Below are 23,746 nucleotides of genomic sequence, written 5' to 3' on the forward strand. Positions count from 1 at the left end.
GGGGGCTGGATGAACACGCTGGAGCTGTTGCGCACCTTTGTGCGGGTTGCCGAACTGTCGAGCTTCACCCTGGCCGGTGAGAGCCTGGGGCTGCCGCGTTCTACCGTCTCGGAACAGGTGCGCCTGCTTGAGAGGCACCTGGGCACGCGCCTGCTCAACCGCACCACGCGGCGTGTACAGGCCACCCAGGATGGCCTGCAACTGTACGAGCGTAGCAAAGACCTGCTGTCGCGAATGGACGAGCTCGAAGGGCTGTTTCGGCCCGACCCGGCCCAGTTGCACGGTCGCCTGCGCATCGACCTGCCGACGCTGATGGCACGGCGCATCATTCTGCCGGCCTTGCCGGCGTTCATGCAGCAGCACCCGGGGCTGGCGCTGGAGATCAGTTGCACCGATCGCCAGGTCGACCTGGTGCGCGAGGGCTTCGACTGCGTGCTGCGCATTGGTGCGCTCAGTGACCTTGCGCTGGTCGCCCGGCCCCTGGGCAGCCTGCGCATGGTCAACTGCGCCAGCCCTGCCTACCTGCAGCGCATGGGGGTGCCGACACGGCTGGAGGCCCTGCGCGACCACCAGTTGATCCACTACGTACAGAACCTGGGGGCGCGCTGCCCGGGGTTCGAGTACCGACAGGGCGCCACGACGCGGTATCAGCCCATGGGCGGTGCAGTCACGGTGAACAATACCGATGCCTACGAAAGCGCCTGCCTGGCCGGGTTGGGCATCATCCAGGCGCCCTTTGCCGGTGTGCGCGAGTACCTGGAGAGCGGGCAACTGGTCAGCGTGCTGGACCAGCAGGTGCCCGAGCCGATGCCGGTGTCATTGCTGTTCGCTCGGCAGGTGCACCTGCCATTGCGGGTGGCGGCGTTCATGGGGTGGCTGGAGCAGGTTCTGGCGGGGCAACTCGATCCAGTGGCAGGCGCAGGCTGAACAGCGTGCCGGCCTCGCGGCTGGACACCACTTCCATGCGCCCGCCATGGGCCAGGGCAATCTGGTTGGCGATGTACAGGCCCAGCCCCAGGCCGCTTTGCGGGGTGCCGTCGAGCGGGCGCGAAAACGGCTGGAACAGTTGCGCCATCACCGCCGGGGCAATCGGCGCGCCCTGGTTGTGCACGCCCAGGGTGAACACCTGCTGCTCGATACGCGCCGATACATCTACCGGGCTGTTGGCGTCGCCATGGTTCAGGGCGTTGGCCAGCAGGTTGGAGAGCAGCTGGGTGATCCGCTCGCGGTCGCAGCACATGCCGCTGAGGTCATCGATATGCAGGCGTATCACCCGCTGCGGGTAGACCCGTTGCAGCTCGGAGGCCACCTGACGCAAGGCGGTGTCCAGGTCGGGGCAGGGCTGGATGTTCACCATGATGCCGTTGCCCAGGCGCCCGCGGGCGAAGTCCAGCACATCGCGCACCAGTTCGGTGGCACGGCGTCCGGAGGCGAGGATGTGCTCGGCGATGGTTCGCGAGCGTGCATCGCCCAGGCGCTTGACCAGCAGCTCGGCGCCGGCGGTGATGGCGAACAGCGGGTTGCGCAGGTCGTGGCCGAGCACCGCGATGAACTGTTCGCGCAGCTCGGCGATGGCCAGCTCCTTCTTCAGCGCCGCCTCGGTCTGCTGGGCGGCTTCCTCGCTCTCGATCTGGATCGTCAACAGCCGCGCGAAGGACTCCATCATCGGCTGGATGGCGCTGCCGGTGAGGGCGGCCGGGGCCGGATCGAGCGCGCAGATGGTGCCGAAAAAGCTGCCGTTGGTACGGAACACCGGCACCGAGATATAGCTTTCGAAGCGGTACAGGCGCGGGGTGGGGTGGTGGCAGTAGCGGGCGTCCTCGCTGGCCTTGTCGATCACGATGGTCTGGTGGCTGCCGCGAATCTCGTGGCATAGCGTGGTGGCCACGTCCAGCTCGCCGCCCACTCCCAGGCCAAAGCCCAGGTTGTCGAGCACGGCGCAGGCGGTCCAGTTGTTCTCGGTGACACGGGCCACGGCCGCAAAGCGCATGCCGGTGGTTTCGCAGATCACCTGGAGGATGGCCGGCACGGCGTTGATCCGCGCAATCGTGGCAAGGTCGGCGGTGATGGCAGTACTCATGGAACGTCCACGTGGCTGGCGGCAAGGTGAGGATGTCTGGCAGTTTAGCGAAAAAAAGGGTGTCAGGCGCAGGCGGGTTTTTAGTAACCTCTGCCTGTCGAGCTTCTCCGTCAGAGAGGGCCGCAGACGACCCGCCCCGCGTGCCAATTCCATTCACCCCGCATCTTCGACGATGCTTCAGTGAGGTTTGACATGCACATCACTTCCCAGGATATCTGCGCCGCGGCCGACCAGCTCAAGGGCTTCGTAGGCTTCAACCACAAGCTGGGCCGGCATATCGTGCGCTTCAGCGAAGACTCGTTCGGCATGGACGTGGCCGACGACAGCATCATCCCCAGTCATGAATTCGTGTGGCAGGCGAGCGGCGGCGAGGTGATGACCTTGCGCCGCGAACTGATCGAGGTGCTGCTGGCGCAGAATGTCGACGAGCGGTTGAACATCACCGAGCCGTTGCGGGTGTACCTGCGTCGCAACGACCTGCCGGAGATCGCGGCCCAGCGCCGCTTGCGGGCGTGACACAGGGCCGCAAGCCCTAGCTGCAGGAGCCGGCCATGCCGGCGAAGGCGCCGGAACGTGGTGCCTGCATTTCAGTCCGGGTAGGCCAGGCGCAGCGGCACCACCTCGCCGCGGGCCACATTGACCTTGTTGCGGCCACTCTGCTTGGCCGCATACAGCGCCTTGTCCGCCTCGTTCAGCCACACCATGGAGTCTGCGAAGCCTGGCTGGAAGCTGGCCAGGCCGATGCTCAGGCTGATGCGCAATTGCGGGAGCTGCTCGTTGCGGTACTCGTTGACCCGCTGGCGCAGGCGCTCCATGACCTGGCTGGCATGCTCCAGGCTGCACCCGGGCAGGATCACGCCGAATTCATCCCCGCCGTAGCGCCCCGGCACGTCGTCCTCGCGCAGGTTGCGCTTGAGCTCGACGCTCAGCTGGCGCAGCACGCAGTCACCCACCACATGGCCATACACATCGTTGATGGTCTTGAAGTGGTCGATGTCGATGATCGCGATCACGGCCTGGGCCGGGGCCTGCTGGCACAGCTGAAAGCGCAGTTGCAGCAGGTCTTTCCATGAGCCGTGGTTGAACAGGCCGGTGAGGCTGTCGGTGCGGCTCAGCGCACTGAGGCTGCGCTTGTGCTCGGCCAGCTTGATCGCCAGGCGGTAGCACACCCAGCCCAGCGCCAGCGGATAGAGGGTCAGCATCGGCAGGCAGGCGTACACCTGCACGGTGCTGACGTCCAGTTGCAGGCTCGGCCCGAACAGCGCCACCGCCGCCACCATGCCCAGCCCCATGGCCAGCAGCCCTTGCACAAACAGGCGCTGACCACCGGCGGCGACGTTGTTCATGCCCATCATGGCCAGGATGGTGACGCTGATCAGCGGGTTGAACTGCACGGTGCCGGCCCAGAAGCCGCCCATCAGCGAGTCGACCATCAGGTTGCGCTGTTCGGCGCGATAGGGGGCTTGCGAGCGCAGGCCGAGCTGGTAGGCCAGGTGCGGCCAGCCCAGCCCGTTGAACACCAGCAGCGCTACGACCCAGTACGGCAGCTGCAGGGGCAGCACGCCGGAGAGCACGCTGAACAGGCCGATACCCGAGCCGATGATACGCGGCAGGTAAATTCTTCTGACAAATGATAATCCCTTGCCGTTGCTGATTTGAGTCATGATTTGCCGATCTGCCTGACGCCGTTCATCGCATAATTTGCGTGAATATTGTTGAACAAAGCCGGGCTGTTCAAGAATGGCCTTGCAGGCCATTTCACAGTTGGTACGGGCAATGGGCATGCACCTGAAACGGTTAGTCGGAGTATTTGCATTCATGGCTTCCCTTGCAGCACAAGCCACCGAAACCCCCGTGCAGCCTTCGCTGCAGCAGGACGGGCGGTACCGCAACCAGGCCCAGTTGCCCCGCGACGGGGTGCTGAAAAAACTGCGCATCGGTTTCAAGTTCCTGTTTCTGAGCAAGCCGGCCGACACCCGGCCAACCCTGCCGATACCGGTGCACCCCCTGAGCCAGGCCCAGGTGCTGGCCGCGCCGGACCGCAGCCTGTGGCGCCTGGGCCATTCAACGGTGCTGCTCAAGCTGCGCGATCGTTTCTTCATCACCGACCCGGTGTTCGCCGAGCGCGCCTCGCCGGTGCAGTGGGCCGGCCCGCAGCGCTTTCACCAGCCGCCGCTGGCGCTGGAGCAACTGCCGCCGATCACGGCGGTGATACTGTCCCACGACCATTACGACCATCTGGATGAACGGGCGGTGCTGGCCCTGGCCGAGCGCACCGAGGTGTTCCTTGCCCCGCTTGGGGTGGGTGACACCCTGGTCGGTTGGGGCGTGCCTTTGGCCAAGGTGCGCCAGCTCGACTGGTGGCAGGCCACGGAGGTTGCGGGCATCCAGTTCGTCGCCACCCCGGCGCAGCACTTCTCCGGGCGCGGGCTGTTCGACAGCAACCGCACCCTGTGGGCGTCATGGGTGGTGCTCGATGAGGACCTGCGCCTGTTCTTCAGCGGCGATACCGGCTACTTCGAGGGCTTCAGGCAGATCGGCGAACGCTACGGGCCATTCGACGTGACACTGATGGAAACCGGCGCCTACAACGTCAACTGGCCCAATGTGCACATGCAGTCCGAGCAGAGCCTGCAGGCGCACCTGGACCTGCGCGGGCGCTGGTTGCTGCCGATACACAACGGCACCTTCGACCTGTCCACCCACGCCTGGCATGAACCCTTCGACCGCATCATGGCCCTGGCGGCCAACGCACGGGTAGCGCTGAGCACCCCGCAGATGGGGGAGCGGGTCAGCCTGGTGCAACCGCAGCGGGGTACCGCGTGGTGGCTTCCACTGGAGCAACAGCAGGCTCAGGCGGGCGTGTTGGCCACCAGGCAGCGCTAAGGTGCGTCGCTAGGGTCGCGCCGGCCGGGCAAGGGGCGCTCGCGGCCCTTGCTCAGGGTTTCATCGGGCAGGCCGGCGTCGCTGCGAATCTGCGCATGGCTGATCAGCGCGAAGATGAAGCTGCCGCCCACGATGTTGCCCGCCAGGGTCGGCGCGGCAAAGTGCAGCCAGAACTGCTGCCAGCTCACTTCCCCGGCCCACACCAGGTACGACACCTCGACCGAGCCAACCACGATATGGGTGAAGTCACCCAGCGCCATGAGATAGGTGATCAGCAGGATGATCCAGATCTTGGCGTTCTCCATCGACGGGATCATCCACACCATGGTCGCGATCATCCAGCCCGAGATGATGCCCTTGGCAAACATCTGGCCCACCTCGTTTTCCATGACCTTGCGCCCCACTTCAAGAAAGGCGAGATCGGTCTTGGTGTCGAAGATCGGCAGGTGCAGCATCACGTATGACACCAGCACGGTGCCCACCAGGTTGCCGAACAGCACCACGCCCCACAGGCGCAACAGGCGCCCCACATTGTTGAACGTGGGTTTGGTCATCACCGGCAGCACGGCGGTCAGGGTATTTTCGGTAAACAGTTGCTGGCGCGCGAGAATCACCGCCAGAAAGCCCGCCGAGTAGCCCAGGCTGGCGATCACCTGGCTGCTGTCGCCCTCGGGCAGGCGGGAATAGAACAGCCCCATCGCCATCAGCGACAGGCCCATGCTCAAGCCGGCCGCCAGTGCCGACCACCACAGCGCCGCGATGGTGCGCTGCAGTTCCTTGTCGCCCTGGGCGCGGATGATCTCGTGGAGCACAGCGGCACGTGGCGGCTGGTTGTGGCTGACCTCCTGCTCTTCGTCCGCTGACAGGCCCGGGGTCTTGCCGCTTTTCTGCTCGTTCATGGGGGAGGTTTCCGTGGGGGGCTCTGAGTAAAGATCCGCCGCCGTTCAATTAGTTGCCTTGTGCCGCAGGCTTTGTCGGCATAATTCACCCCTCTTGAATAGCGGACGTTTTTCCCATGAAACATGGATGTTGCGTCGCACTGCTGGCCGCGCAGGCCTTGACCGCAGCCATGCCCGCCCAGGCGGGCTTGGACAGCGACGTGTTCACCGGTACCCTGGGTACCCAGTCGATCGTGCTGGAGCTCGACCGCGCCGTGCCCGAGGATGTCAGCGGGCGTTACTTCTACGTAAAGCATCACCACGACCTGCAGCTCACCGGCAGCATCCAGGGCACGCGGACTCAACTGGTGGAGGGGCATGAGCCGGCTCCAGAGGCAGGCATCGACTCGCTGCCAACACTCGCGCTGTGGCCGGCTGCCCAGGGCGGCCTGCAAGGTGAGTGGCAAAGCCCCCAGGGCAAACGCCTGCCGATCACGCTGCTGCCGGCACGACTGCCGCAGGTACCGTCGGGTGCCGATCCGTTCCTGGCCCGCCAGTACACCGACTCACCCTATGAATACCTGAGGCTGATGCAACTGCCGTTGAAGCCGGGCGAGCTTGAACACTTTCAAGGCTACCCGCTGCGCTGGCTGAGCGAGCCGTCCTCGGGGATAAGCCTGTTCGTGATCGAGGACGGTTACCCTGCGCAGCAGCTCACACGCCTCAACCAGTTGCTGCGCGCGCGCCTGTCCAGTGATGTGGTGGCCTACCACCAGTGCATGCTGCTGGGGCGCCCTGGCGGGTACTACCGGCAGACGGTGACGCCGCGGTTCATGAGCAATGCGCTGCTCAGTGTCAGCATCGTGCAGGACTACAGCTGCGACGGCACGCCGATGCTGCCCACCGATGCGCCGCTCAACCTGGCGGTGGAGTCGGGCAAGGAGCTGACCCTGGACGATGTGCTGTGGGTGGGCGAGGGCAAGCCGTTTCACTACGAGTACCAGCCTGGCCCCAACCCCGAGCAGTTCGCCACCGTGAGTTTCGGTGCCTATGTGGACTACCGCTCGCGCACCTTTGCGCCGTGGTTGCTGGAGCAGCTCAAGCAGCTTTATCCGCAGCACATGTTGGGCGAGGTGGGCGAGGACGGCTGCGATTATGCACAGGCGCAGGTGTGGCAGATGCCCACATGGCGCTTTACCCCCGAAGGCATCCAGTTCGACCCGGTGTTCGACAGCGTGCAGCGCCATTGCCGTGGGGTGGGCTGGGCGGTGCTGCCGTATCGGATCGTGAGGCAGCATGCAGGTGGGGTGGCGCTCGAACTGCCGGAGTGAGGGCGTTCAACTATGTAGCACCGCTGCAGCCTGCAGCGACTTCATCGACGCGTAAAGGACGGCGCCAGGGGAACCCGTTGCAAGGCGTATAAGCCGTTGCAGAAAATTTTTTGCAACGTAATCAGGCCATCACGCAAGTTCTGGTTACTGACAGCTTTATCCACGGTGTTTATGCCTGCCGCTACAACGACCGCTATGCCTCGGTGGATGCAGGCTGGACCGAGCCCTGCCTGCGTACCGCGATCGATGCAGCGATCAACCTGTGCAACGACACCGGGGCACTGTTCAACGGCGGTTTCAGCATGGCGGTCTATCCGCACTATCGCATTCAGCCCCAGGCGTCCCGGTAGGCCTTTCCTACAGGCGCAGAGCGGCCTTGCAGCATTGTCGGAAGGGGCCGACTTGTCCCTCTTGAGGGTTGTTTTGTCCACTGGAAAGCCTCCAAACGACAACTCGAACAACAAAAAGGACACTTCCATGCCTGCACCCTCTGTCCCGGTCAGCCCCGTGCGTATTGCCGTGATCCAGTTCGACCCTCAGGTCGGGCTGGACCAGTGCGACAACAACTTGTGCAAAGGTCTGCAGCTCGCCGAAGAGGCGGTGCATGACGGCGCCAACCTGATCGTGCTGCCCGAGCTTGCCAACACCGGCTACACCTTCGAGACCCGAGCAGAAGCCTATGCGCATGCCGAAACCCTCGATGAAGGTCCCAGCATCAAGACCTGGCGCGCCTTCGCCCGGGAGCATCAGGTGTACCTGGTGGCAGGATTTGCCGAGCGCGATGGCCTCAAGCTGTATGACAGCGCGGTGCTGTTCGGCCCCGACGGCCTGCTGGGACATTACCGCAAGGCACACCTGTGGAACCAGGAAAAGCTCTGGTTCAGCCCCGGTGATCTGGGCTTTCCGGTGTTTGAAACCCCGATCGGCCGGATCGGCCTGATGATCTGCTGGGACGTATGGTTTCCCGAGGTGCCACGCCTGCTTGCGTTGCAGGGTGCAGACATCATCTGCAGCCTGAACAACTGGGTGTGGACACCGCCCCCGCTGTTCGATGCCAGCGGCAGGTGCATGGCCTCGTACCTCACCATCACCGCGGCCCACGTCAACAATGTCTACATTGCCGCCGCCAACCGCATCGGCAGCGAGCGTGGCGGGCGTTTTCTGGGGTGTTCGCTGATCGCGGGCACCAATGGCTGGCCGTTGGGCAAGGTGGGGGGCGCCGAGGACGAGTGCATCCTGTATGCCGATGTCGACCTCAGCACTGCACGCAGCGCGCCGGTCTGGAACAGCCTGAATGACCTGCCACGGGACCGTCGCACCGATTGCTATGGCGCGATGCTGGGTTATGACCAGCATCCAGCGCTGCCGCGCTGAGGAGTCGCCATGGACAAGTCAATCGACAAGGTGGAGGCAGGCTTTCTGCCTTTGCTGCTGATGTGCGTGTGCGTGTCGCTGGGCACCGGGGTGTTCATCGAGGTCATCAGCGGGCGTGCGGCATCCTGGGTCGGGGTATGGCCCGACTACGCGCACATGGTCGCCAACCTGCACGAGCCGCTGGCGCGGTTGCGCTGGATCGTCGGCGATATCAGCGAGGTAGCGTTCTACAAGCATGAGCTGCCGGCGATCGGGTTGCTGCTGGGCGCCGCGCTGGCCCATTGGGCGCACCGCACGGGCCGGGCATGGCAGGGCTTTGCGATCTGCTATGGCACCGGGTTGTGGCCCTGGCTGGTGACCAGCTCGCTGCTGGGGCTGGTGTTCAGCCATGTGCTGTGGGGCTGGACGCTCAGCGCAAGCACCTGGCAACCCACCTTCGTCGCGTTCGTCTCGTTGCCGGCGGCGATGGTGCTGCTGTTCGGCGGCGGCTGGAAGGTCGCGATCAATGGCGCGTTGCTGGGGGCACTGCTGGTGACGCCAGCGAGCCTGCTGCTGGTCAACTACCTGTGCTACCCATTGGGCTTGCCGGTGGTGATCGGCAATGTTGGCGGCATGGCCGTGGCGAGCGTGCTGGCGTTCATGCTGTGCCGGCGGTTTGCAGGCCTGGTGCGCTCGACGCCGCCTGTCGATGCGCCGCCACCGGCACCGGTCGTCGAGAGAGCGACACCGCACCACGGCGTTGGCTGGACGCTGCGACGGGTGCTGGCCGACTTCAGCGAGGCGCCGTTCTTCGGCAATGAGCTGGCCAGCCTGGGCTTGTTGCTCGGCGTGCTGGCGGCCTACCTGCTGTCGCCGGCCGGGCCGGCCTACGGCTCGCAGCTGGTGCTGGAGATGGTGGGCGGGCAGGCGCTGGCGTCGCTGATCGGCGTGCTGTTGTGGCGCAGGCAATGGATGCAGAGGGGGTGGTACCCGACCTACATCCCGATCGTGTCCGTGGTGCCGGCGGCGGTGCTGACATTGGGTGGCACGTGGGAGGTGGTGGTGCTCAGTGCCGGCCTGGGCGCGGTGATGGCACCGCCATTGGCGGTCGCAATCAGCCAGCGCCTGCCCAGCCATCTGCATGGGTACATTGGCAACGTGCTGTCGATGGCTGCCTGCACGCTGATGATCCTGCCATTTGTGGGGTGGCTGACGGGCGCCGGGTAAGCGCTGAAGGGCGGGGTGATGTAGTGTTACGGCAGGATCCCGCCTTGAGGCTATGCCATGACAGCTTTTGTACAGCCTTTGAACGATAAGGAAATGACCCGTCTTGATGGTTTTCTGCTCAAGTACGGTAACGATGAAGCCATCCTCACGCTCTCGGAGCTGGATGGCTTTCTGGTGGCGCTGGCCAGTTCGCCCGTGTTGTTGACGCCCAACGAATGGCTGCCCGAAGTGACCGGCGGCAGAGCGCCGCGGTTCAAGAAGCCGGCCGAGGCCGAGGCGTTTTCGGCGTTGTTGATGCGCTACATGAACAACGTGGCGGGCGAGCTCAGTGAGGCGTGTGATGCCTTCGAACCGTTGTTTCTCGAAGACGAGTCCGAGCCTGATCCGCAGCTGGTGGTCGAGGAGTGGTGCTTCGGCTACTTGCGGGGTGTGCAGGTAGCGCGCTGGCCGGCGCTGCCGCCGGTGCAGGTACGGCACCTGGAGGCGATTGCGCTGCATGGGCTGGACGAGAACATCGAAAAAGTCGAGGCGTTGCAGCCGCAGGAGCATGCGGCTTCGGTCGAGGCCGTCGTGATCGGTTTGCGGGCGTTGTATCGGTTTTTCGATTCGCAGCGGGGGTAGCCATCGCGCGACCCTCTGATTTGCCGACGCCATCGCGGGTCAAGCCCGCTCCCACAAAGTGTTTGCGCCCTCCTGTGGGAGCGGGCTTGCCCCGCGATGGGCTGTCTGCCAACCCTAATCTTGTTGTAATTCCAGGTAATCAATGACACTGCATGTACTGTTCGTGTGTACTCAGAACCGCTTGCGCAGCCCCACGGCTGAACAGGTGTTTGCCGACTGGCCGGGGGTGGAGACGGCCTCTGCCGGTGTGGGCAATGATGCGGACGTGCCGGTGGGCAACGAGTTGCTGGCGTGGGCAGACCTGGTGATCGTGATGGAACAGGCGCACCGCAAGAAACTGTCGGCGCGATTCCGCTCGGTGCTGGGCGACAAGCGCATCGTTTGCCTGGGCATCCCGGACGACTATGGGTTCATGGCGCCGGAGTTGGTTGAACTGTTGAAGGCCAGGGTGCCGCAGTTTTTGCCGGATCAACTGTAGTAGTGCGCAAGGTCTGCTGGCCTCTTCGCCAGCAAGGCTGGCTCCTACCGGGTTCCAGCGTGACCCTGGCTGACTGACGCCAGCAGGCGCAGCGACCAACAGCATGCGAAAACCTCTGAAAAAAGCCAGGCACAAAAAAGGCCGCCTTGCGGCAGCCTCTTTTTGCAGCATCCACGCGCGGGAAATCAATCCCAGCTCAACGCGCCGCCAGTCTGATACTCGATAACCCGCGTCTCGAAGAAGTTCTTCTCTTTCTTCAAGTCCATGATTTCGCTCATCCATGGGAACGGGTTGGTGGTACCTGGGTACTCTTCCTTCAGGCCGATCTGCGACAGGCGACGGTTGGCGATGAACTTGAGGTAGTCCTCCATCATCGCCGCGTTCATGCCCAGCACGCCGCGTGGCATGGTGTCGCGTGCGTATTCGATTTCCAGCTGAGTACCCTGCAGGATCATCTGCGAGGCCTCTTCCTTCATCTCGGCATCCCACAGGTGCGGGTTTTCGATCTTGATCTGGTTGATCACGTCGATACCGAAGTTCAGGTGCATCGACTCGTCACGCAGGATGTACTGGAACTGCTCGGCAACGCCGGTCATCTTGTTGCGACGACCCATCGACAGGATCTGGGTGAAGCCGCAGTAGAAGAAGATGCCTTCGAGTACGCAGTAGTAGGCGATCAGGTTGCGCAGCAGCTCCTTGTCGGTCTCGACGGTGCCGGTGTCGAACTCCGGGTCCGAGATGGCACGGGTGTAGCGCAGGCCCCAGGCGGCCTTTTTCGCGACCGAAGGGATCTCGTGGTACATGTTGAAGATCTCGCCTTCATCCATGCCCAGCGATTCGATGCAGTACTGGTACGCGTGGGTGTGGATCGCCTCTTCGAACGCCTGGCGCAGGATGTACTGGCGGCACTCGGGGTTGGTGATCAAGCGGTACACGGCCAGTGCCAGGTTGTTGGCAACCAGCGAGTCGGCGGTGGAGAAGAAGCCCAGGTTGCGCATGACGATGCGACGCTCGTCGTCGGTCAGGCCTTCGGGGGTCTTCCACAGGGCGATGTCCGCGGTCATGTTGACCTCTTGCGGCATCCAGTGGTTGGCACAGCCATCCAGGTACTTCTGCCAGGCCCAGTCGTACTTGAACGGTACCAGCTGGTTGAGGTCGGCGCGGCAGTTGATCATGCGCTTCTCGTCGACCGCTACACGGGCAGCAGAGCCTTCCAGCTCGGCCAGGCCTTCGGCGATGTCGAGATCGTCCAGGGCCGCCTTGGCGCGCTTGACCGCGTCGGAGTCGGCGGCGGTCACTGCACGGGCTTCCTGCGCGGCCACACCGCCAGCGCTGTCGAGCTTGTCGATGCCCGCTTCAGCCACCTGAGAGGCGGTTTGACCTTTGGCGGCGACTTCGCCGTCTTCGTTTTCGAATTCGTCCCAGCTCAGCATGATGGGTCTCCTGCTTGAGGGCCATGAAAGAGTATGGCCGGTTGGATCTAGGGTTGCGCTGCTCGCGGTTAAGGTGTGCACGCAAAATCTTGGAATGCTTCCGGGGGCGCAGCCCCTCGGGGAGGGCGGGGTGACCCGCACCTGGGTGTTCGGCGATAGAGGCCGGTGGTTGTGCCGACCTCTTCGCTGGCAAGGCCAGCGCCTACAGGGTAGGCGCAAGGCGCCGCTTGCAAGCGGCGCCTTCAGGCCTTACTGGCAGGCTTCGCAGTCTGGCTCGTCGATCGCGCAGGCTTTTGGCACTGGGGCAGGGCCGGCTGGCGCTGCTGCCTGGACCGGGGCGCTGTCGCCACCGCTGGACACGGCGTTGAGCTTGCCGGTGCTGATGGTCGACTTCTCGGTGCTGGTGGCGGCCAGGGCACGGAGGTAGTAGGTGGTTTTCAGGCCACGGTACCAGGCCATGCGGTAGGTCACGTCCAGCTTCTTGCCCGAAGCGCCGGCAATGTACAGGTTCAGCGACTGGGCCTGGTCGATCCACTTCTGGCGACGGCTGGCTGCATCGACGATCCATTTGGTCTCGACTTCGAACGCGGTGGCGTACAGGTCCTTGAGCTCCTGCGGAATGCGCTCGATCTGCTGCACCGAACCATCGTAGTACTTCAGGTCGTTGATCATGACCGAGTCCCACAGGCCGCGGGCCTTCAGGTCGTGGACCAGGTACGGGTTGATCACGGTGAACTCGCCCGACAGGTTCGATTTCACGTACAGGTTCTGGTAGGTCGGCTCGATCGACTGCGAAACGCCGGTGATGTTGGCGATGGTCGCGGTCGGTGCGATGGCCATGATGTTCGAGTTGCGAATGCCTTTCTGCACACGGGCACGTACCGGTGCCCAGTCCAGGCTCTCGTTCAGGTCGACATCGATGTACTGCTGGCCACGTTGCTCGATCAGGATCTGTTGCGAGTCCAGTGGCAGGATGCCCTTGGACCACAGCGAACCCTGGAACGTCTCGTAGGCGCCACGCTCATCGGCCAGGTCGCAGGAGGCCTGGATCGCGTAGTAGCTGACCGCTTCCATCGACTTGTCGGCGAACTCGACCGCAGCGTCCGAACCGTACGGGATGTGCTGCAGGTACAGCGCGTCCTGGAAGCCCATGATGCCCAGGCCCACAGGGCGGTGCTTGAGGTTCGAGTTGCGCGCCTGCGGCACGGAGTAGTAGTTGATGTCGATCACGTTGTCGAGCATGCGCACGGCAGTGTTCACGGTGCGCTGCAGCTTGGCGGTGTCCAGCTTGCCGTCGACGATGTGGTTCGGCAGGTTGATCGAGCCCAGGTTGCAGACCGCGATCTCGTCCTTGTTGGTGTTCAGGGTGATCTCGGTGCACAGGTTCGAGCTGTGGACCACGCCCACGTGCTGCTGCGGCGAACGCAGGTTGCACGGGTCCTTGAAGGTCAGCCACGGGTGGCCGGTCTCGAACAGCATCGACAGCATCTTGCGCCACAGGTCTTTGGCCTGGACGGTCTTGAACACCTTGATCTTGTTGTACTCGGTCAGGGCTTCGTAGTACTCGTAGCGCTCTTCGAAGGCCTTGCCGGTCAGGTCGTGCAGGTCTGGTACTTCGCTTGGCGAGAACAGGGTCCACTTGCCGTCATCGAAGACACGCTTCATGAACAGGTCGGGGATCCAGTTGGCGGTGTTCATGTCGTGGGTACGACGACGGTCATCACCGGTGTTCTTGCGCAGCTCGATGAATTCTTCGATATCCAGGTGCCAGGTTTCCAGGTAGGCACAGACCGCGCCCTTGCGCTTGCCGCCCTGGTTGACCGCAACAGCGGTGTCGTTGACCACCTTGAGGAAGGGCACGACGCCCTGGGACTTGCCGTTGGTGCCCTTGATGTAGGAGCCCAGTGCACGCACAGGGGTCCAGTCGTTGCCCAGGCCACCGGCGAATTTCGACAGCATGGCGTTGTCGTGGATCGCGTGGTAGATGCCCGACAGGTCGTCCGGCACGGTGGTCAGGTAGCAGCTCGACAGCTGCGGACGCAGGGTGCCGGCGTTGAACAGGGTCGGGGTCGAGGCCATGTAGTCGAACGACGACAACAGGTTGTAGAACTCGATCGCACGGGCTTCCTTGTCTTTCTCTTCCAGCGCCAGGCCCATGGCCACGCGCATGAAGAACACCTGTGGCAGCTCGAAGCGCACGCCATCCTTGTGGATGAAGTAGCGGTCGTAGAGGGTCTGCAGGCCCAGGTAGGTGAACTGCTGGTCGCGCTCGTGGTTGATCGCCTTGCCCAGACGCTCCAGGTCGAAGTCGGCCAGGGCAGGGTTGAGCAGTTCGAACTGCACGCCCTTGGCCACGTAGGCAGGCAGCGCTTTGGCGTACAGCTCGGCCATTTCGTGGTGGGTGGCGCTGTCGGCCACTTCGAGGAAGCTCAGGCCTTCGGCACGCAGGGTGTCCATCAGCAGGCGGGCGGTGACGAACGAGTAGTTCGGCTCGCGCTCTACCAGGGTACGGGCGGTCATCACCAGGGCGGTGTTGACGTCCTTGATGGCCACGCCGTCGTACAGGTTCTTCAGGGTTTCGCGCTGGATCAGCTCGCCATCGACTTCGGCCAGGCCTTCGCAGGCCTCGGTGATGATGGTGTTCAGGCGGTTCATGTCCAGCGGCGCGAAGCTGCCGTCGGCCAGGCTGATGCGGATGCTCGGGTGCGGCTGTACCGAGGCGTCGGCCGGAGTGCGGGTGGCACGCTCCTTGGCACGCTGGTCACGGTAGATCACGTAGTCACGGGCGACTTTCTGCTCGCCGGCGCGCATCAGGGCCAGTTCGACCTGGTCCTGGATCTCTTCGATATGGATGGTGCCGCCCGAAGGCATGCGACGCTTGAAGGTGGCGGTGACCTGCTCGGTCAGGCGGGCGACGGTATCGTGGATGCGCGACGAGGCGGCAGCGGTGCCGCCTTCAACTGCGAGGAACGCTTTGGTGATGGCCACGGTGATCTTGTCGTCGGTGTAGGCGACGACAGTGCCGTTACGCTTGATCACGCGCAGTTGGCCGGGGGCGGTGGCAGCCAGATCCTGGTTCGAATCAGCGGCCTGCGGCGCCAGCGCCTGCGGGTTCTCGCGAGTTGTGTCGGTTTGCATGGGTGTCTCCACGTTCTCTATGTTTGTTCAGATGCCTTTTGGGCACCTACCGTTCCGTCCGAAAGCTCGCCAACTTGCCCACCGGCGCATGCGCGCCTGGCCGGGCAGGGTCTACCGACTTCGGGACAGATCAGGAAAAAAAGGGGCAATCGCTTGCCGCTCCCTGGCCGAAGTCAAAGGTTCTGGGCCACGGCCCAAAAACTGTTGCTGACGGGGATGCACTTGCAACACCCGTACCCGAAACAAGGCCCGTCGCGGGCTTGCACCGGTCGCCTTCCGCAGGAGCGGTTTGGCTGCGAATTTCAATCAAAGTTCAAGCAAAAAAAGCGCCTTTGAAGGCTTGAGTTCTCTGCTCCACTTGTGCTTGGATTTTTGTTCAAAACCCAACATGTAGTGTTTTGTCGCGCTGGGGATACAAGATAATGCGGTATCGGGGGTATTGCAAGGCAGTGGCCTGTGGATAACGTGTGGGTAGATTGTGCGTGATTATGGGCAAAGCCTTGTAGGCCGCGTCCCACCGCCATTCCACCGCTCGTCACTCTTTTTTTGCCCGGGCAAAGCGTCGCAGGGGCATTTTTGAGGGCGCGAACCCTATCACAAAAAACACACTTGTCCAGCGACTTTGGCGCGGCTTTTTCCGGCGCCCGGCAGTGGTAGTATCGCGGGCCAATGTTGCCCTTTATTGAAGGGCTTCACTCCAACAATAAAAAGCCCAGCCGAGGTGATCCGTGCAGCAGCCCAACAGTCAGGTGTTGATCGTCGAGGATGACGAGCGTCTAGCCGAGCTGACCCGTGACTACCTGCAAGCCAATGGCTTCGACGTGGCGGTGGAGGGCGATGGGGCGAAGGCGGCGGCGCGCATCGTGGCCGAGCAGCCAGACCTGGTGATCCTCGACCTGATGCTGCCCGGCGAGGACGGCCTGAGCATCTGCCGCAAGGTGCGCACGCGGTACAACGGGGTCATCCTGATGCTCACCGCGCGCAGCGAGGACCTGGACCAGGTGCAGGGCCTGGACCTGGGCGCCGACGATTACGTGTGCAAGCCGGTGCGCCCGCGCCTGTTGCTGGCGCGGATCAACGCCTTGCTGCGTCGCACCGAGGTGCCGGCCACCACGGGCGAGCGCCAGAGCCTGCAGTTCGGCCCGCTGCGGGTGGACAACACCCTGCGCGAAGCCTGGCTTGGCGACAACGGCATCGAGCTGACCGCTGCCGAGTTCGACCTGCTGTGGCTGCTGGTGAGCAACGCGGGGCGCATCCTGTCCCGCGAAGAGATCTTTACCTCCCTGCGCGGGGTGGGCTATGACGGCCAGGACCGCTCCATCGATGTGCGCATTTCGCGCATCCGCCCCAAGATAGGCGACGACCCCGACCACCCGCGCATGATCAAGACGGTGCGCAGCAAAGGCTACCTGTTCGTGGGCGAGGCTGCCCAGGCGCTGGGCCTGGTTGAATGAACTCGATCTTCCTGCGCATCTACGGAGGCATGCTGGCCGCCCTGGTGCTGGTGGCGTTGCTGGGCGCGCTCAGCCTGCACCTGCTCAACGAGGTGCGTGCCGAGCAGTACCGCGAGCGCCTGGCCCACGGCACCTTTACCCTGATGGCCGACAACCTGGCCCCCATGAGCGATGTGGAGCGTACCCGGGCGCTGGCGATATGGGGGCGCCTGCTGGGCATTCCGCTGGCCCTCGCCTCGATCGATCAGGCCGCCCTCGACGGCAGCCAGCGCACCCGCCTGCAACGCGGGCATGTGCTGGTGCAGCGCACCGGCCCCCATGCGGCGCGGGTGCTGCGCCAGGTGCGCGGGCAGAACCTGTTGCTGACCGGCGAGGTGCAGCAGATCAGCGAGCAACTGGCCCGCGCCACCATCTACCTGCTGGCCGACGAACTGGTGCGCTACCCGGTGGGCGAGCAGCCGCAGCGCCTGGCCGAACTCAAGCAGAGCAAGGGGTTCGGCTTCGACCTGCGCCTGCTCAGCCTCGACCAGACCGACATGGACGGCGACCAGCGCCGTCGCGTCGACGAAGGCGACACCGTGATGGCGCTGGGCAAGGACGGCAACTCGATCCGCGTGTTCGCCGGCATGGTGGCCACGCCCTGGGTGCTGGAGATCGGGCCGCTGTATCAGATGAACCCGTATCCACCGCAGATGCTGCTGGTAATCGCGGCGCTGGGGCTGTGCCTGATCGGCCTGATCGTGTACCTGCTGGTGCGCCAGCTGGAGCGGCGTCTGTCGGGCCTGGAGGCGGCGGCCACGCAGATTGCCCAGGGTAGCCTGGACGTGCGCGTGGCAGCGGACGACGCCGACTCGGTGGGGCGCCTGGCCGCGGCGTTCAACCATATGGCCGGGCACCTGCAGCAATCGCTGAACATGCAGCGCGAACTGGTGCGGGCGGTGTCCCATGAGCTGCGCACCCCGGTGGCGCGCCTGCGCTTTGGCCTGGAGATGGTCGAGAACGCCAGCAGCGAGCACGCCCGCGAGAAATACCTGCTGGGCATGGACAACGACATTCAGGACCTCGACCGACTGGTCGACGAGATGCTCACCTACGCACGTCTTGAGCAAGGGGCGCCGGCCCTGAACTTCCAGCGTATCGACCTGGACGCCTTGCTCGACCAGGTGATTGCCGAACTGGCGCCGCTGCGCCGCGAGGTGCGGGTGCTGCGCGGGCCGTGCCAGGGCGGCGAGCAGGGGGCGTGGGTCGAGGCCGAGCCGCGCTACCTGCACCGCGCCCTGCAGAACCTGGTGAGCAATGCGATGCGCCACGCCGAGTCGCAGGTCAGCCTGAGCTATCAACTGGGCGCCCAGCGCTGTCGCATCGACGTCGAGGACGATGGGCCGGGGGTGCCACAAAGCGCCTGGTCGCGCATCTTCACGCCCTTTACCCGCCTGGACGACAGCCGTACCCGCGCCTCTGGCGGGCACGGGCTGGGCTTGTCGATCGTGCGGCGGATCATCTACTGGCATGCCGGGCGCGCCCTGATCGGCAAGAGCGAGCGCCTGGGTGGTGCCTGCTTCAGCCTGAGCTGGCCACGCGCGCATGACGCGGAGCAGGCGCAGGAGGACGGCCTTGAGGCTCGCTGAGCTGTTGCGCCCCGACGCCTTCGATGCCCTGCTGCTGGGGCTGTACGGCCCCGAGCTGATGCCGGCGCAACGGCCGGTGCTGGTGTCGCAATGGTCCAAGTACTACTTCGCCGTGCTGTGGCGTGCGGCCCTGGTCGGGCGCGCCCCGTTGCAGGTTCAGGCGCTGGCGGTGACGCTGGATGGGCGCGGCCTGCCAACCGACCTGTCGACGTCCGCGGCGGTGGGCGGTGTGGTGGCGGTACTGGAACGGCACCTGCCAGCCATCGTCGAGCAACTGGTGGTGCTGGGCAGCGTGCCGGCGGCGGTGTTGTGGGGCAATGCCGGTGACTGCCTGGAGCAGATTGCAGGTGAGCGGCCCGAGGTCCAGCGGTTGCTGGATACGCCCGGCAACCCGCTGTACGGCGCGGTGCGCTACACCCCTGACGGGCGGCGGGTCAGGCGCACCTGTTGCCTGAGCTACAAGGTCGAGTGGGTTGGGCGCTGCGCGCAGTGCCCGCTGTAAGCCTGCGGCTCACACGCTGACCAGGCTCAGCAACTGATCGCCCTGCAGGCTGAACTGCCCCTGGATTTCCCGGCCGTGGCACCACAGCGGCGACAGGTCGGTGAGCAGGCGCAGGCGGGCGTGGCCATTGGCGGACCACTCCAGCAGTTCGGCGTGCTCGAAATAGAAGCGCTTGCGCACTATGGGGTACAGCGCCTTGAACAGGCTTTCCTTGAGGGAGAAGGTCAGCGTGGTGGTCAGGCTCAGCTGGCTGCGGTCCATGCGCTGCAGCTCATCGGCAGTGAGGATTTCGCCCATCAGGCGTTCGGCGCGTTCGGTCTCCAGCAGGTTTTCCTGGTCCAGGCCCAGGCCCTGGCAGTCGCTGCTGCGGGCCACCACGGCGGCCGCCCAGCCCTTGCCGTGGGTGATCGAGCCGCTGATGCCGGCCGGCCATAGGGGGGCGCGGTCGTCGCCGGTGGCGGGCAGGTAGTCGCGCCCGTCCAGGCGCTGCAGGGCGGCGCGGGCGCACACGCGGCCGGCCAGGTACTCGGCCTGACGCTTGGCCACCGAGCGTTGCAGGCTGGGGGTGGGTTCGATGGCGGCGCGCCGGAAGTCATCGGCGGCGAGGTTGGCCGGGTCGAAGGCGCAGCTGACCAGCACCGCACCGGGGACCGGGTGGGGCAGGGGCCAGTGGTGCTGGAGCGGGGCGCAGCAGTGCGGGAGTCGATTCATGGGCGCTATTGTGCCGTGGCCCACGAGCCTTCGCCAGCAACGCTGGCGCCTACAGGTTCACGCGGCCTGCCGCAGGAGCCAGCGTTGCCGCCAAGCGGGCTTCAGTCAAACACCTTCTTCAAGAACACCTGCAGGTCTGCCCACGAGCTTTCATCGGCGGCCTTGTCATAGCCGATATCCGGCCCGCCGTGCTCGCCGTGGCTCAGGCGGTCGGCATCCGGGTTGGTGAAGCCATGCTTGGCCCCCGGGATGCTCACGAACTTCAGGTCGGCGCCGGCTGCCTCCATCTCCTTCCTGAACGCAGCCACCTGCTCGGGCGTGACCATGCTGTCGCTGGCGCCATGCTCCACCAGCAACGGCGCCTTCACACTGCCGCTGGTTGCCGGCGTGGCCGTCACCAGCGCTCCGTGAAAGCTCGCCACCCCCGCCAGCGGCTCACTGCGCCGCGCAGCGTCCAGCACCACCTTGCCGCCGAAGCAGTAGCCGATGGCGGCGATCTTGTCGGGGTTGGTCTGCGGCTGGATCTTCAGCAACTCGACCCCGGCATCGAAGCGTGTTGCCGCCGTCTTCGGGTTTTTCAGGGCCGCCGCCATGAACGCCTGCGCATCGGCCGGGTGCTCGGTGTTCTTGCCGTCGCCATACATGTCGATGGCCAGCGCGCTGTAGCCCAGCCCGGCCAGGTCGCGGGCACGGCGCTTGGCATAGTCGTTCAGCCCCCACCATTCGTGCACCACCACCACCCCGGGACGTTCGCCCTTCACGGCGTCGTCATAGGCGTAGTAGCCCACCAGGCGCTTGCCGTCGGCGTCCTGGTAGTCGATCTGGCGGGTTTGCACCGCAGCCTGGGCCAGGCCAGTGGCGCCGATCAGGGCAAGTGCGAGCAGGTAACGCATGGTCAGTCTCCTTTTTTCCGTTGATGCCCGCTCGTTCAGCCGGGGTTCAGCCAGCATTCAGCGGCGGTTCAGGGCGCCCTGCTTACTCTAGCTCCCACACAAACACCGCGCATCACTCTGGAGTACACACTCATGAAAAGCCTCAATACCGTACTGATCGCCATCACCATGCTGGGTGCCAGCTCCCTGGTACAGGCTGCCGACACCACCTTCGCCGGCCTCACCTACGGCCAGACCAGCGACAAGATCAAGAAGTCCGGCCTGCTCAGCAGCAACACCGACCACCTCAACACCGACGGCATCATCAGCAAGGACGGCACCTGGGGTGCGCGCATTGGTCAGCAGAACGACCAGGGCCGCTACTACCTCACCTATGACAACGTCTCCAACAACCACAGCGGCCTGAAAATGCGCCAGGAAAACCTGCTGGGCAGCTACGACGTGTTCTATCCGCTGGGTAGCAGCACCAAGGCATTCGGCGGTGCGAGCCTGGGCGTGACCAAGCTCAGCCAGGAATCCTCCGGCTACAGCCGCGACACCGACACCGGCTACGCCTACGGCCTGCAGGCCGGCGTACTGCAACAGGTCAGCAGCAATGCTTCGGTCGAGCTGGGCTACCGCTACCTGCGCAGCAACGCCACCACCGAACTGTCCGAGCACGACGGCGACAAGCTCGGTGCCCTGCGCCTGAAAAGCAGCGCGCAAACCTACCTGTCGGCCAACTACCTGTTCTGAACCCCCGCGCAATACCCGAACCGGCCTTCACTCTGGCCGGTTCGCTGTTATTCTGCCGTTATGTAGCGAGATGCCCGGCCAAGCAGGCCGGGCCTGGTTATGGAGGAGCGTATGAAACTGCTGGTGGTCGAGGATGAAGCCCTGTTGCGGCATCACCTGTTCAGCCGTCTGAGCGAAAGCGGGCATGTGGTCGAAGCGGTGGCCAATGCCGAGGAGGCGCTGTACCAGGCCGAACAGTTCAATCACGACCTGGCCATCGTCGACCTGGGCCTGCCGGGCATGAGCGGGCTGGACCTGATCCGCCAACTGCGCAGCCAGGGCAAGACATTTCCTATCCTGATTCTCACCGCCCGTGGCAACTGGCAGGACAAGGTCGAAGGCCTGGCCGCCGGTGCCGACGACTACGTGGTCAAGCCGTTCCAGTTCGAAGAGCTGGAGGCGCGCCTGAATGCGCTGCTGCGCCGCTCCAGCGGCTTCACCCAGTCGACCATCATCGCCGGCCCCCTGCGCCTGGACCTCAACCGCAAGCAGGCGCTGCTCGATGACCAGCCCCTGGCATTGACCGCCTACGAATACCGCATCCTCGAATACCTGATGCGCCATCACCAGCAGGTGGTGGCCAAGGACCGTCTGATGGAGCAGCTGTACCCCGACGACGGCGAGCGTGACCCCAACGTGATAGAAGTGCTGATCGGCCGCCTGCGCCGCAAGCTCGAGGGCGACAACGGCTTCAAGCCCATCGACACGGTACGTGGCCTGGGCTACCTGTTCACCGAGCGCTGCCTGTGATTCGTTCGCTGCGCCTGCGCCTGATGCTGGCCGCAGCGGTGCTGGCGCTGCTGTTCATGCTGGCCCTGTTGCCGGCCCTGCAGAAGGCTTTCAGCCTGGCCCTGCAGGAGTCCATCGAGCAGCGCCTGGCCTCGGACGTGACCACGCTGATCTCGGCGGCGCGCATAGACGGCGGCAAGCTGCAGATGCCCGATCTGCTGCCGGACGAGAAATTCAACCTGCCCGACAGCCGCCTGCTCGGCTACATCTACGACCGCCAGGGCAACCTGGTGTGGCGTTCGCGTGCCACCAACGACGAGAACATCAACTACACACCCCGCTACGACGGACGCGGCAACGAGTTCGCGCGCATCCGCCAGGACCACGGCGAGGAGTTCTTCGTCTATGACGTGGAGGTCAAGCTGCTGGGCGGCAAGAGCGCGGCCTTCAGCATCGTTGCCCTGCAACCGGTGCGCGAGTACCAGCAAACCCTCAACGGCCTGCAAGAGAAGCTCTACCTGGGCTTTGGCGCGGCGCTGCTGGCCCTGATGCTGCTGCTCTGGGCCGGGCTGACCTGGGGCCTGCGCTCGCTGCGGCGCATGAGCGTGGAGCTGGACGACGTGGAGTCCGGCGCCCGCGAGGGCCTCAGTGCCGAACACCCGCGCGAGCTGTTGCGCCTGACCGGCTCGCTCAACCGCCTGCTGCGCAGCGAGCGCGAGCAGCGCGGGCGCTACCGCGACTCGCTGGATGACCTGGCGCACAGCCTCAAGACCCCGCTGGCGGTGCTGCAAGGGGTCAGCGAAAGCATGGCCCAGCGCGAAGGCGAGCGCGAGCAGGCGCGGGTGCTGCAGAGCCAGATCGAGCGCATGAGCCAGCAGATCGACTACCAGTTGCAGCGCGCCAGCCTGCGCAAGAGCGGCCTGGTGCGCCACCAGGTGGCCTTGCACCCGCTGCTCGACAGCCTGTGCAGCACCCTGGCCAAGGTCTACCGCGACAAGCAGGTGCACATCACCTATGCAGTGCCCGACCAGGCACTGGTACCCATGGAGCAGGGCGCATTGCTCGAACTGCTCGGCAACCTGCTGGAAAACGCCTACCGTCTGTGCCTGGGGCAGATCCGCATCAGCCTGCGGGTCAGCGACACGGCGCTGGAGCTGTGTGTCGAGGACGACGGCCCCGGCGTACCGGTGCACCAGCGCGAACGTATCCTGCAGCGGGGCGAGCGCCTCGATCGCCAGTACCCGGGGCAGGGCATCGGCCTGGCGGTGGTCAAGGACATCATCGAGAGCTACGACGCCACCCTCACTCTCGACGATTCGCCCCTGGGCGGCGCTGCCTTCCGTATCCGCTTTCCGCTCGACTGAGCGCCTGCCACATTCCGCCCAGTGGGCGGATTACCGCCATCATCGGGTCTATTCTTTGAGTGCCGGGCGGAAATCCGCCAACTGGCGCGTCCTGCCTTGCTGCCTTGCGGTGCACGAAATGCCCTGAAACAGGGTGTTTGCACCGCCTTGGCACATCCTGGCATCAGCCTTGCTATTGACTCCGCAGAGCATTGCCACGCAGCTCGACACAACAAATCCCTCCAATGCAGGAGGGTTCGCGCTTTAGGTGCCGATCGCCTCCTGGG

Annotated in this window: 22 protein-coding genes; 15 read left to right on the forward strand and 7 right to left on the reverse strand. The window is 64.7% G+C overall.

Annotated elements, in window-relative coordinates:
- Positions 1-9 precede the first annotated feature (9 nt).
- Positions 10-927 carry a LysR family transcriptional regulator gene (locus QMX96_RS02900; RefSeq protein WP_058540987.1) on the forward strand — a complete coding sequence of 306 codons (918 nt, stop codon included), beginning with the start codon at positions 10-12 and terminating at the stop codon, positions 925-927.
- Here the strand turns inward: QMX96_RS02900 and QMX96_RS02905 are convergent.
- Complete coding sequence (locus QMX96_RS02905) at positions 866-2,080, reverse strand: ATP-binding protein (RefSeq protein WP_043862593.1); 1,215 nt, start codon at positions 2,078-2,080, stop codon at positions 866-868. The two genes, QMX96_RS02900 and QMX96_RS02905, sit on opposite strands and share 62 nt — an antisense overlap.
- Before the next feature lie 192 nt (positions 2,081-2,272).
- Between QMX96_RS02905 and QMX96_RS02910 the strand changes: the two genes are divergently transcribed.
- A complete protein-coding gene (locus QMX96_RS02910) occupies positions 2,273-2,596 on the forward strand; it encodes a DUF2025 family protein (protein WP_043862592.1) in 324 nt (107 codons plus the stop codon).
- Between the two features lie 71 nt (positions 2,597-2,667).
- Here the strand turns inward: QMX96_RS02910 and QMX96_RS02915 are convergent, their stop codons facing one another.
- Entirely contained in the window at positions 2,668-3,744 is a 1,077-nt protein-coding gene (locus QMX96_RS02915; protein WP_043862591.1) for a diguanylate cyclase, read from the reverse strand.
- 154 nt (positions 3,745-3,898) lie between these two features.
- Between QMX96_RS02915 and QMX96_RS02920 the strand changes: the two genes are divergently transcribed.
- Positions 3,899-4,966: an MBL fold metallo-hydrolase gene (locus QMX96_RS02920; RefSeq protein ID WP_282361162.1), complete on the forward strand. Its 1,068-nt coding sequence runs from the start codon at positions 3,899-3,901 to the stop codon at positions 4,964-4,966.
- Here QMX96_RS02920 and QMX96_RS02925 read toward each other — a convergent pair.
- The gene (locus QMX96_RS02925) at positions 4,963-5,865 is read right to left on the reverse strand and encodes a formate/nitrite transporter family protein (RefSeq protein WP_043862589.1); all 903 of its coding nucleotides are present in this window, start codon (positions 5,863-5,865) and stop codon (positions 4,963-4,965) included. The two genes, QMX96_RS02920 and QMX96_RS02925, sit on opposite strands and share 4 nt — an antisense overlap.
- A gap of 116 nt (positions 5,866-5,981) precedes the next feature.
- Between QMX96_RS02925 and QMX96_RS02930 the strand changes: the two genes are divergently transcribed.
- The 6 genes from QMX96_RS02930 to QMX96_RS02955 all read left to right on the forward strand — a co-directional run bounded on the left by QMX96_RS02930 (position 5,982) and on the right by QMX96_RS02955 (position 10,854).
- Positions 5,982-7,175 (forward strand): hypothetical protein, encoded by a 1,194-nt coding sequence (locus tag QMX96_RS02930; protein ID WP_282361163.1) that lies wholly within the window; start codon positions 5,982-5,984, stop codon positions 7,173-7,175.
- 110 nt (positions 7,176-7,285) lie between these two features.
- Complete coding sequence (locus QMX96_RS02935) at positions 7,286-7,525, forward strand: hypothetical protein (protein ID WP_282361164.1); 240 nt, start codon at positions 7,286-7,288, stop codon at positions 7,523-7,525.
- Positions 7,526-7,652: 127 nt separating this feature from the next.
- Positions 7,653-8,549, forward strand: a complete 897-nt coding sequence (locus tag QMX96_RS02940) for a nitrilase family protein (protein WP_054914714.1) — start codon at positions 7,653-7,655, stop codon at positions 8,547-8,549.
- Positions 8,550-8,609: 60 nt separating this feature from the next.
- A complete protein-coding gene (locus QMX96_RS02945) occupies positions 8,610-9,755 on the forward strand; it encodes a hypothetical protein (protein ID WP_229590065.1) in 1,146 nt (381 codons plus the stop codon).
- Between the two features lie 57 nt (positions 9,756-9,812).
- Positions 9,813-10,376, forward strand: a complete 564-nt coding sequence (locus QMX96_RS02950; protein ID WP_054914713.1) for a UPF0149 family protein — start codon at positions 9,813-9,815, stop codon at positions 10,374-10,376.
- 148 nt (positions 10,377-10,524) lie between these two features.
- The gene (locus QMX96_RS02955; RefSeq protein ID WP_229590066.1) at positions 10,525-10,854 is read left to right on the forward strand and encodes a low molecular weight protein tyrosine phosphatase family protein; all 330 of its coding nucleotides are present in this window, start codon (positions 10,525-10,527) and stop codon (positions 10,852-10,854) included.
- Positions 10,855-11,039: 185 nt separating this feature from the next.
- On the opposite strand, the gene QMX96_RS02960 is transcribed toward QMX96_RS02955, so the two are convergent.
- Both QMX96_RS02960 and QMX96_RS02965 read right to left on the reverse strand, forming a co-directional pair.
- Positions 11,040-12,287: a ribonucleotide-diphosphate reductase subunit beta gene (locus QMX96_RS02960; protein ID WP_043862583.1), complete on the reverse strand. Its 1,248-nt coding sequence runs from the start codon at positions 12,285-12,287 to the stop codon at positions 11,040-11,042.
- 249 nt (positions 12,288-12,536) lie between these two features.
- Positions 12,537-15,425: a ribonucleoside-diphosphate reductase subunit alpha gene (locus QMX96_RS02965; RefSeq protein ID WP_043862582.1), complete on the reverse strand. Its 2,889-nt coding sequence runs from the start codon at positions 15,423-15,425 to the stop codon at positions 12,537-12,539.
- A gap of 728 nt (positions 15,426-16,153) precedes the next feature.
- On the opposite strand from QMX96_RS02965, the gene QMX96_RS02970 reads away from it, so the two are divergent.
- From QMX96_RS02970 to QMX96_RS02980, 3 genes are read left to right on the forward strand one after another with little or no spacing between them, the layout of a single operon-like run.
- On the forward strand, positions 16,154-16,879 hold the full coding sequence (locus QMX96_RS02970) for a response regulator transcription factor (RefSeq protein ID WP_043862581.1): 726 nt from the start codon (positions 16,154-16,156) through the stop codon (positions 16,877-16,879).
- Positions 16,876-18,507: an ATP-binding protein gene (locus tag QMX96_RS02975; RefSeq protein WP_054914710.1), complete on the forward strand. Its 1,632-nt coding sequence runs from the start codon at positions 16,876-16,878 to the stop codon at positions 18,505-18,507. Before QMX96_RS02970 ends, QMX96_RS02975 begins: the two co-directional genes overlap by 4 nt.
- Positions 18,494-19,009 carry a (2Fe-2S)-binding protein gene (locus tag QMX96_RS02980; protein ID WP_161493025.1) on the forward strand — a complete coding sequence of 172 codons (516 nt, stop codon included), beginning with the start codon at positions 18,494-18,496 and terminating at the stop codon, positions 19,007-19,009. Before QMX96_RS02975 ends, QMX96_RS02980 begins: the two co-directional genes overlap by 14 nt.
- Before the next feature lie 9 nt (positions 19,010-19,018).
- On the opposite strand, the gene QMX96_RS02985 is transcribed toward QMX96_RS02980, so the two are convergent.
- Both QMX96_RS02985 and QMX96_RS02990 read right to left on the reverse strand, forming a co-directional pair.
- A complete protein-coding gene (locus QMX96_RS02985) occupies positions 19,019-19,720 on the reverse strand; it encodes a 4'-phosphopantetheinyl transferase superfamily protein (RefSeq protein ID WP_282361165.1) in 702 nt (233 codons plus the stop codon).
- Between the two features lie 101 nt (positions 19,721-19,821).
- Complete coding sequence (locus QMX96_RS02990; RefSeq protein WP_100633638.1) at positions 19,822-20,613, reverse strand: dienelactone hydrolase family protein; 792 nt, start codon at positions 20,611-20,613, stop codon at positions 19,822-19,824.
- 132 nt (positions 20,614-20,745) lie between these two features.
- Here QMX96_RS02990 and QMX96_RS02995 point away from each other — a divergent pair, with 132 nt between their 5' ends.
- The 3 genes from QMX96_RS02995 (at position 20,746) to QMX96_RS03005 (ending at position 23,480) form a co-directional block, all read left to right on the forward strand.
- A complete protein-coding gene (locus tag QMX96_RS02995) occupies positions 20,746-21,348 on the forward strand; it encodes a membrane protein (protein ID WP_043862576.1) in 603 nt (200 codons plus the stop codon).
- Between the two features lie 111 nt (positions 21,349-21,459).
- Entirely contained in the window at positions 21,460-22,137 is a 678-nt protein-coding gene (locus QMX96_RS03000; RefSeq protein WP_043862575.1) for a response regulator, read from the forward strand.
- Complete coding sequence (locus tag QMX96_RS03005; protein WP_043862574.1) at positions 22,134-23,480, forward strand: ATP-binding protein; 1,347 nt, start codon at positions 22,134-22,136, stop codon at positions 23,478-23,480. Before QMX96_RS03000 ends, QMX96_RS03005 begins: the two co-directional genes overlap by 4 nt.
- The last annotated feature ends 266 nt before the right edge of the window (positions 23,481-23,746 follow it).

The organism is Pseudomonas sp. PS01300 (genome assembly GCF_029960155.1).
Lineage (GTDB): Bacteria > Pseudomonadota > Gammaproteobacteria > Pseudomonadales > Pseudomonadaceae > Aquipseudomonas > Aquipseudomonas palmensis.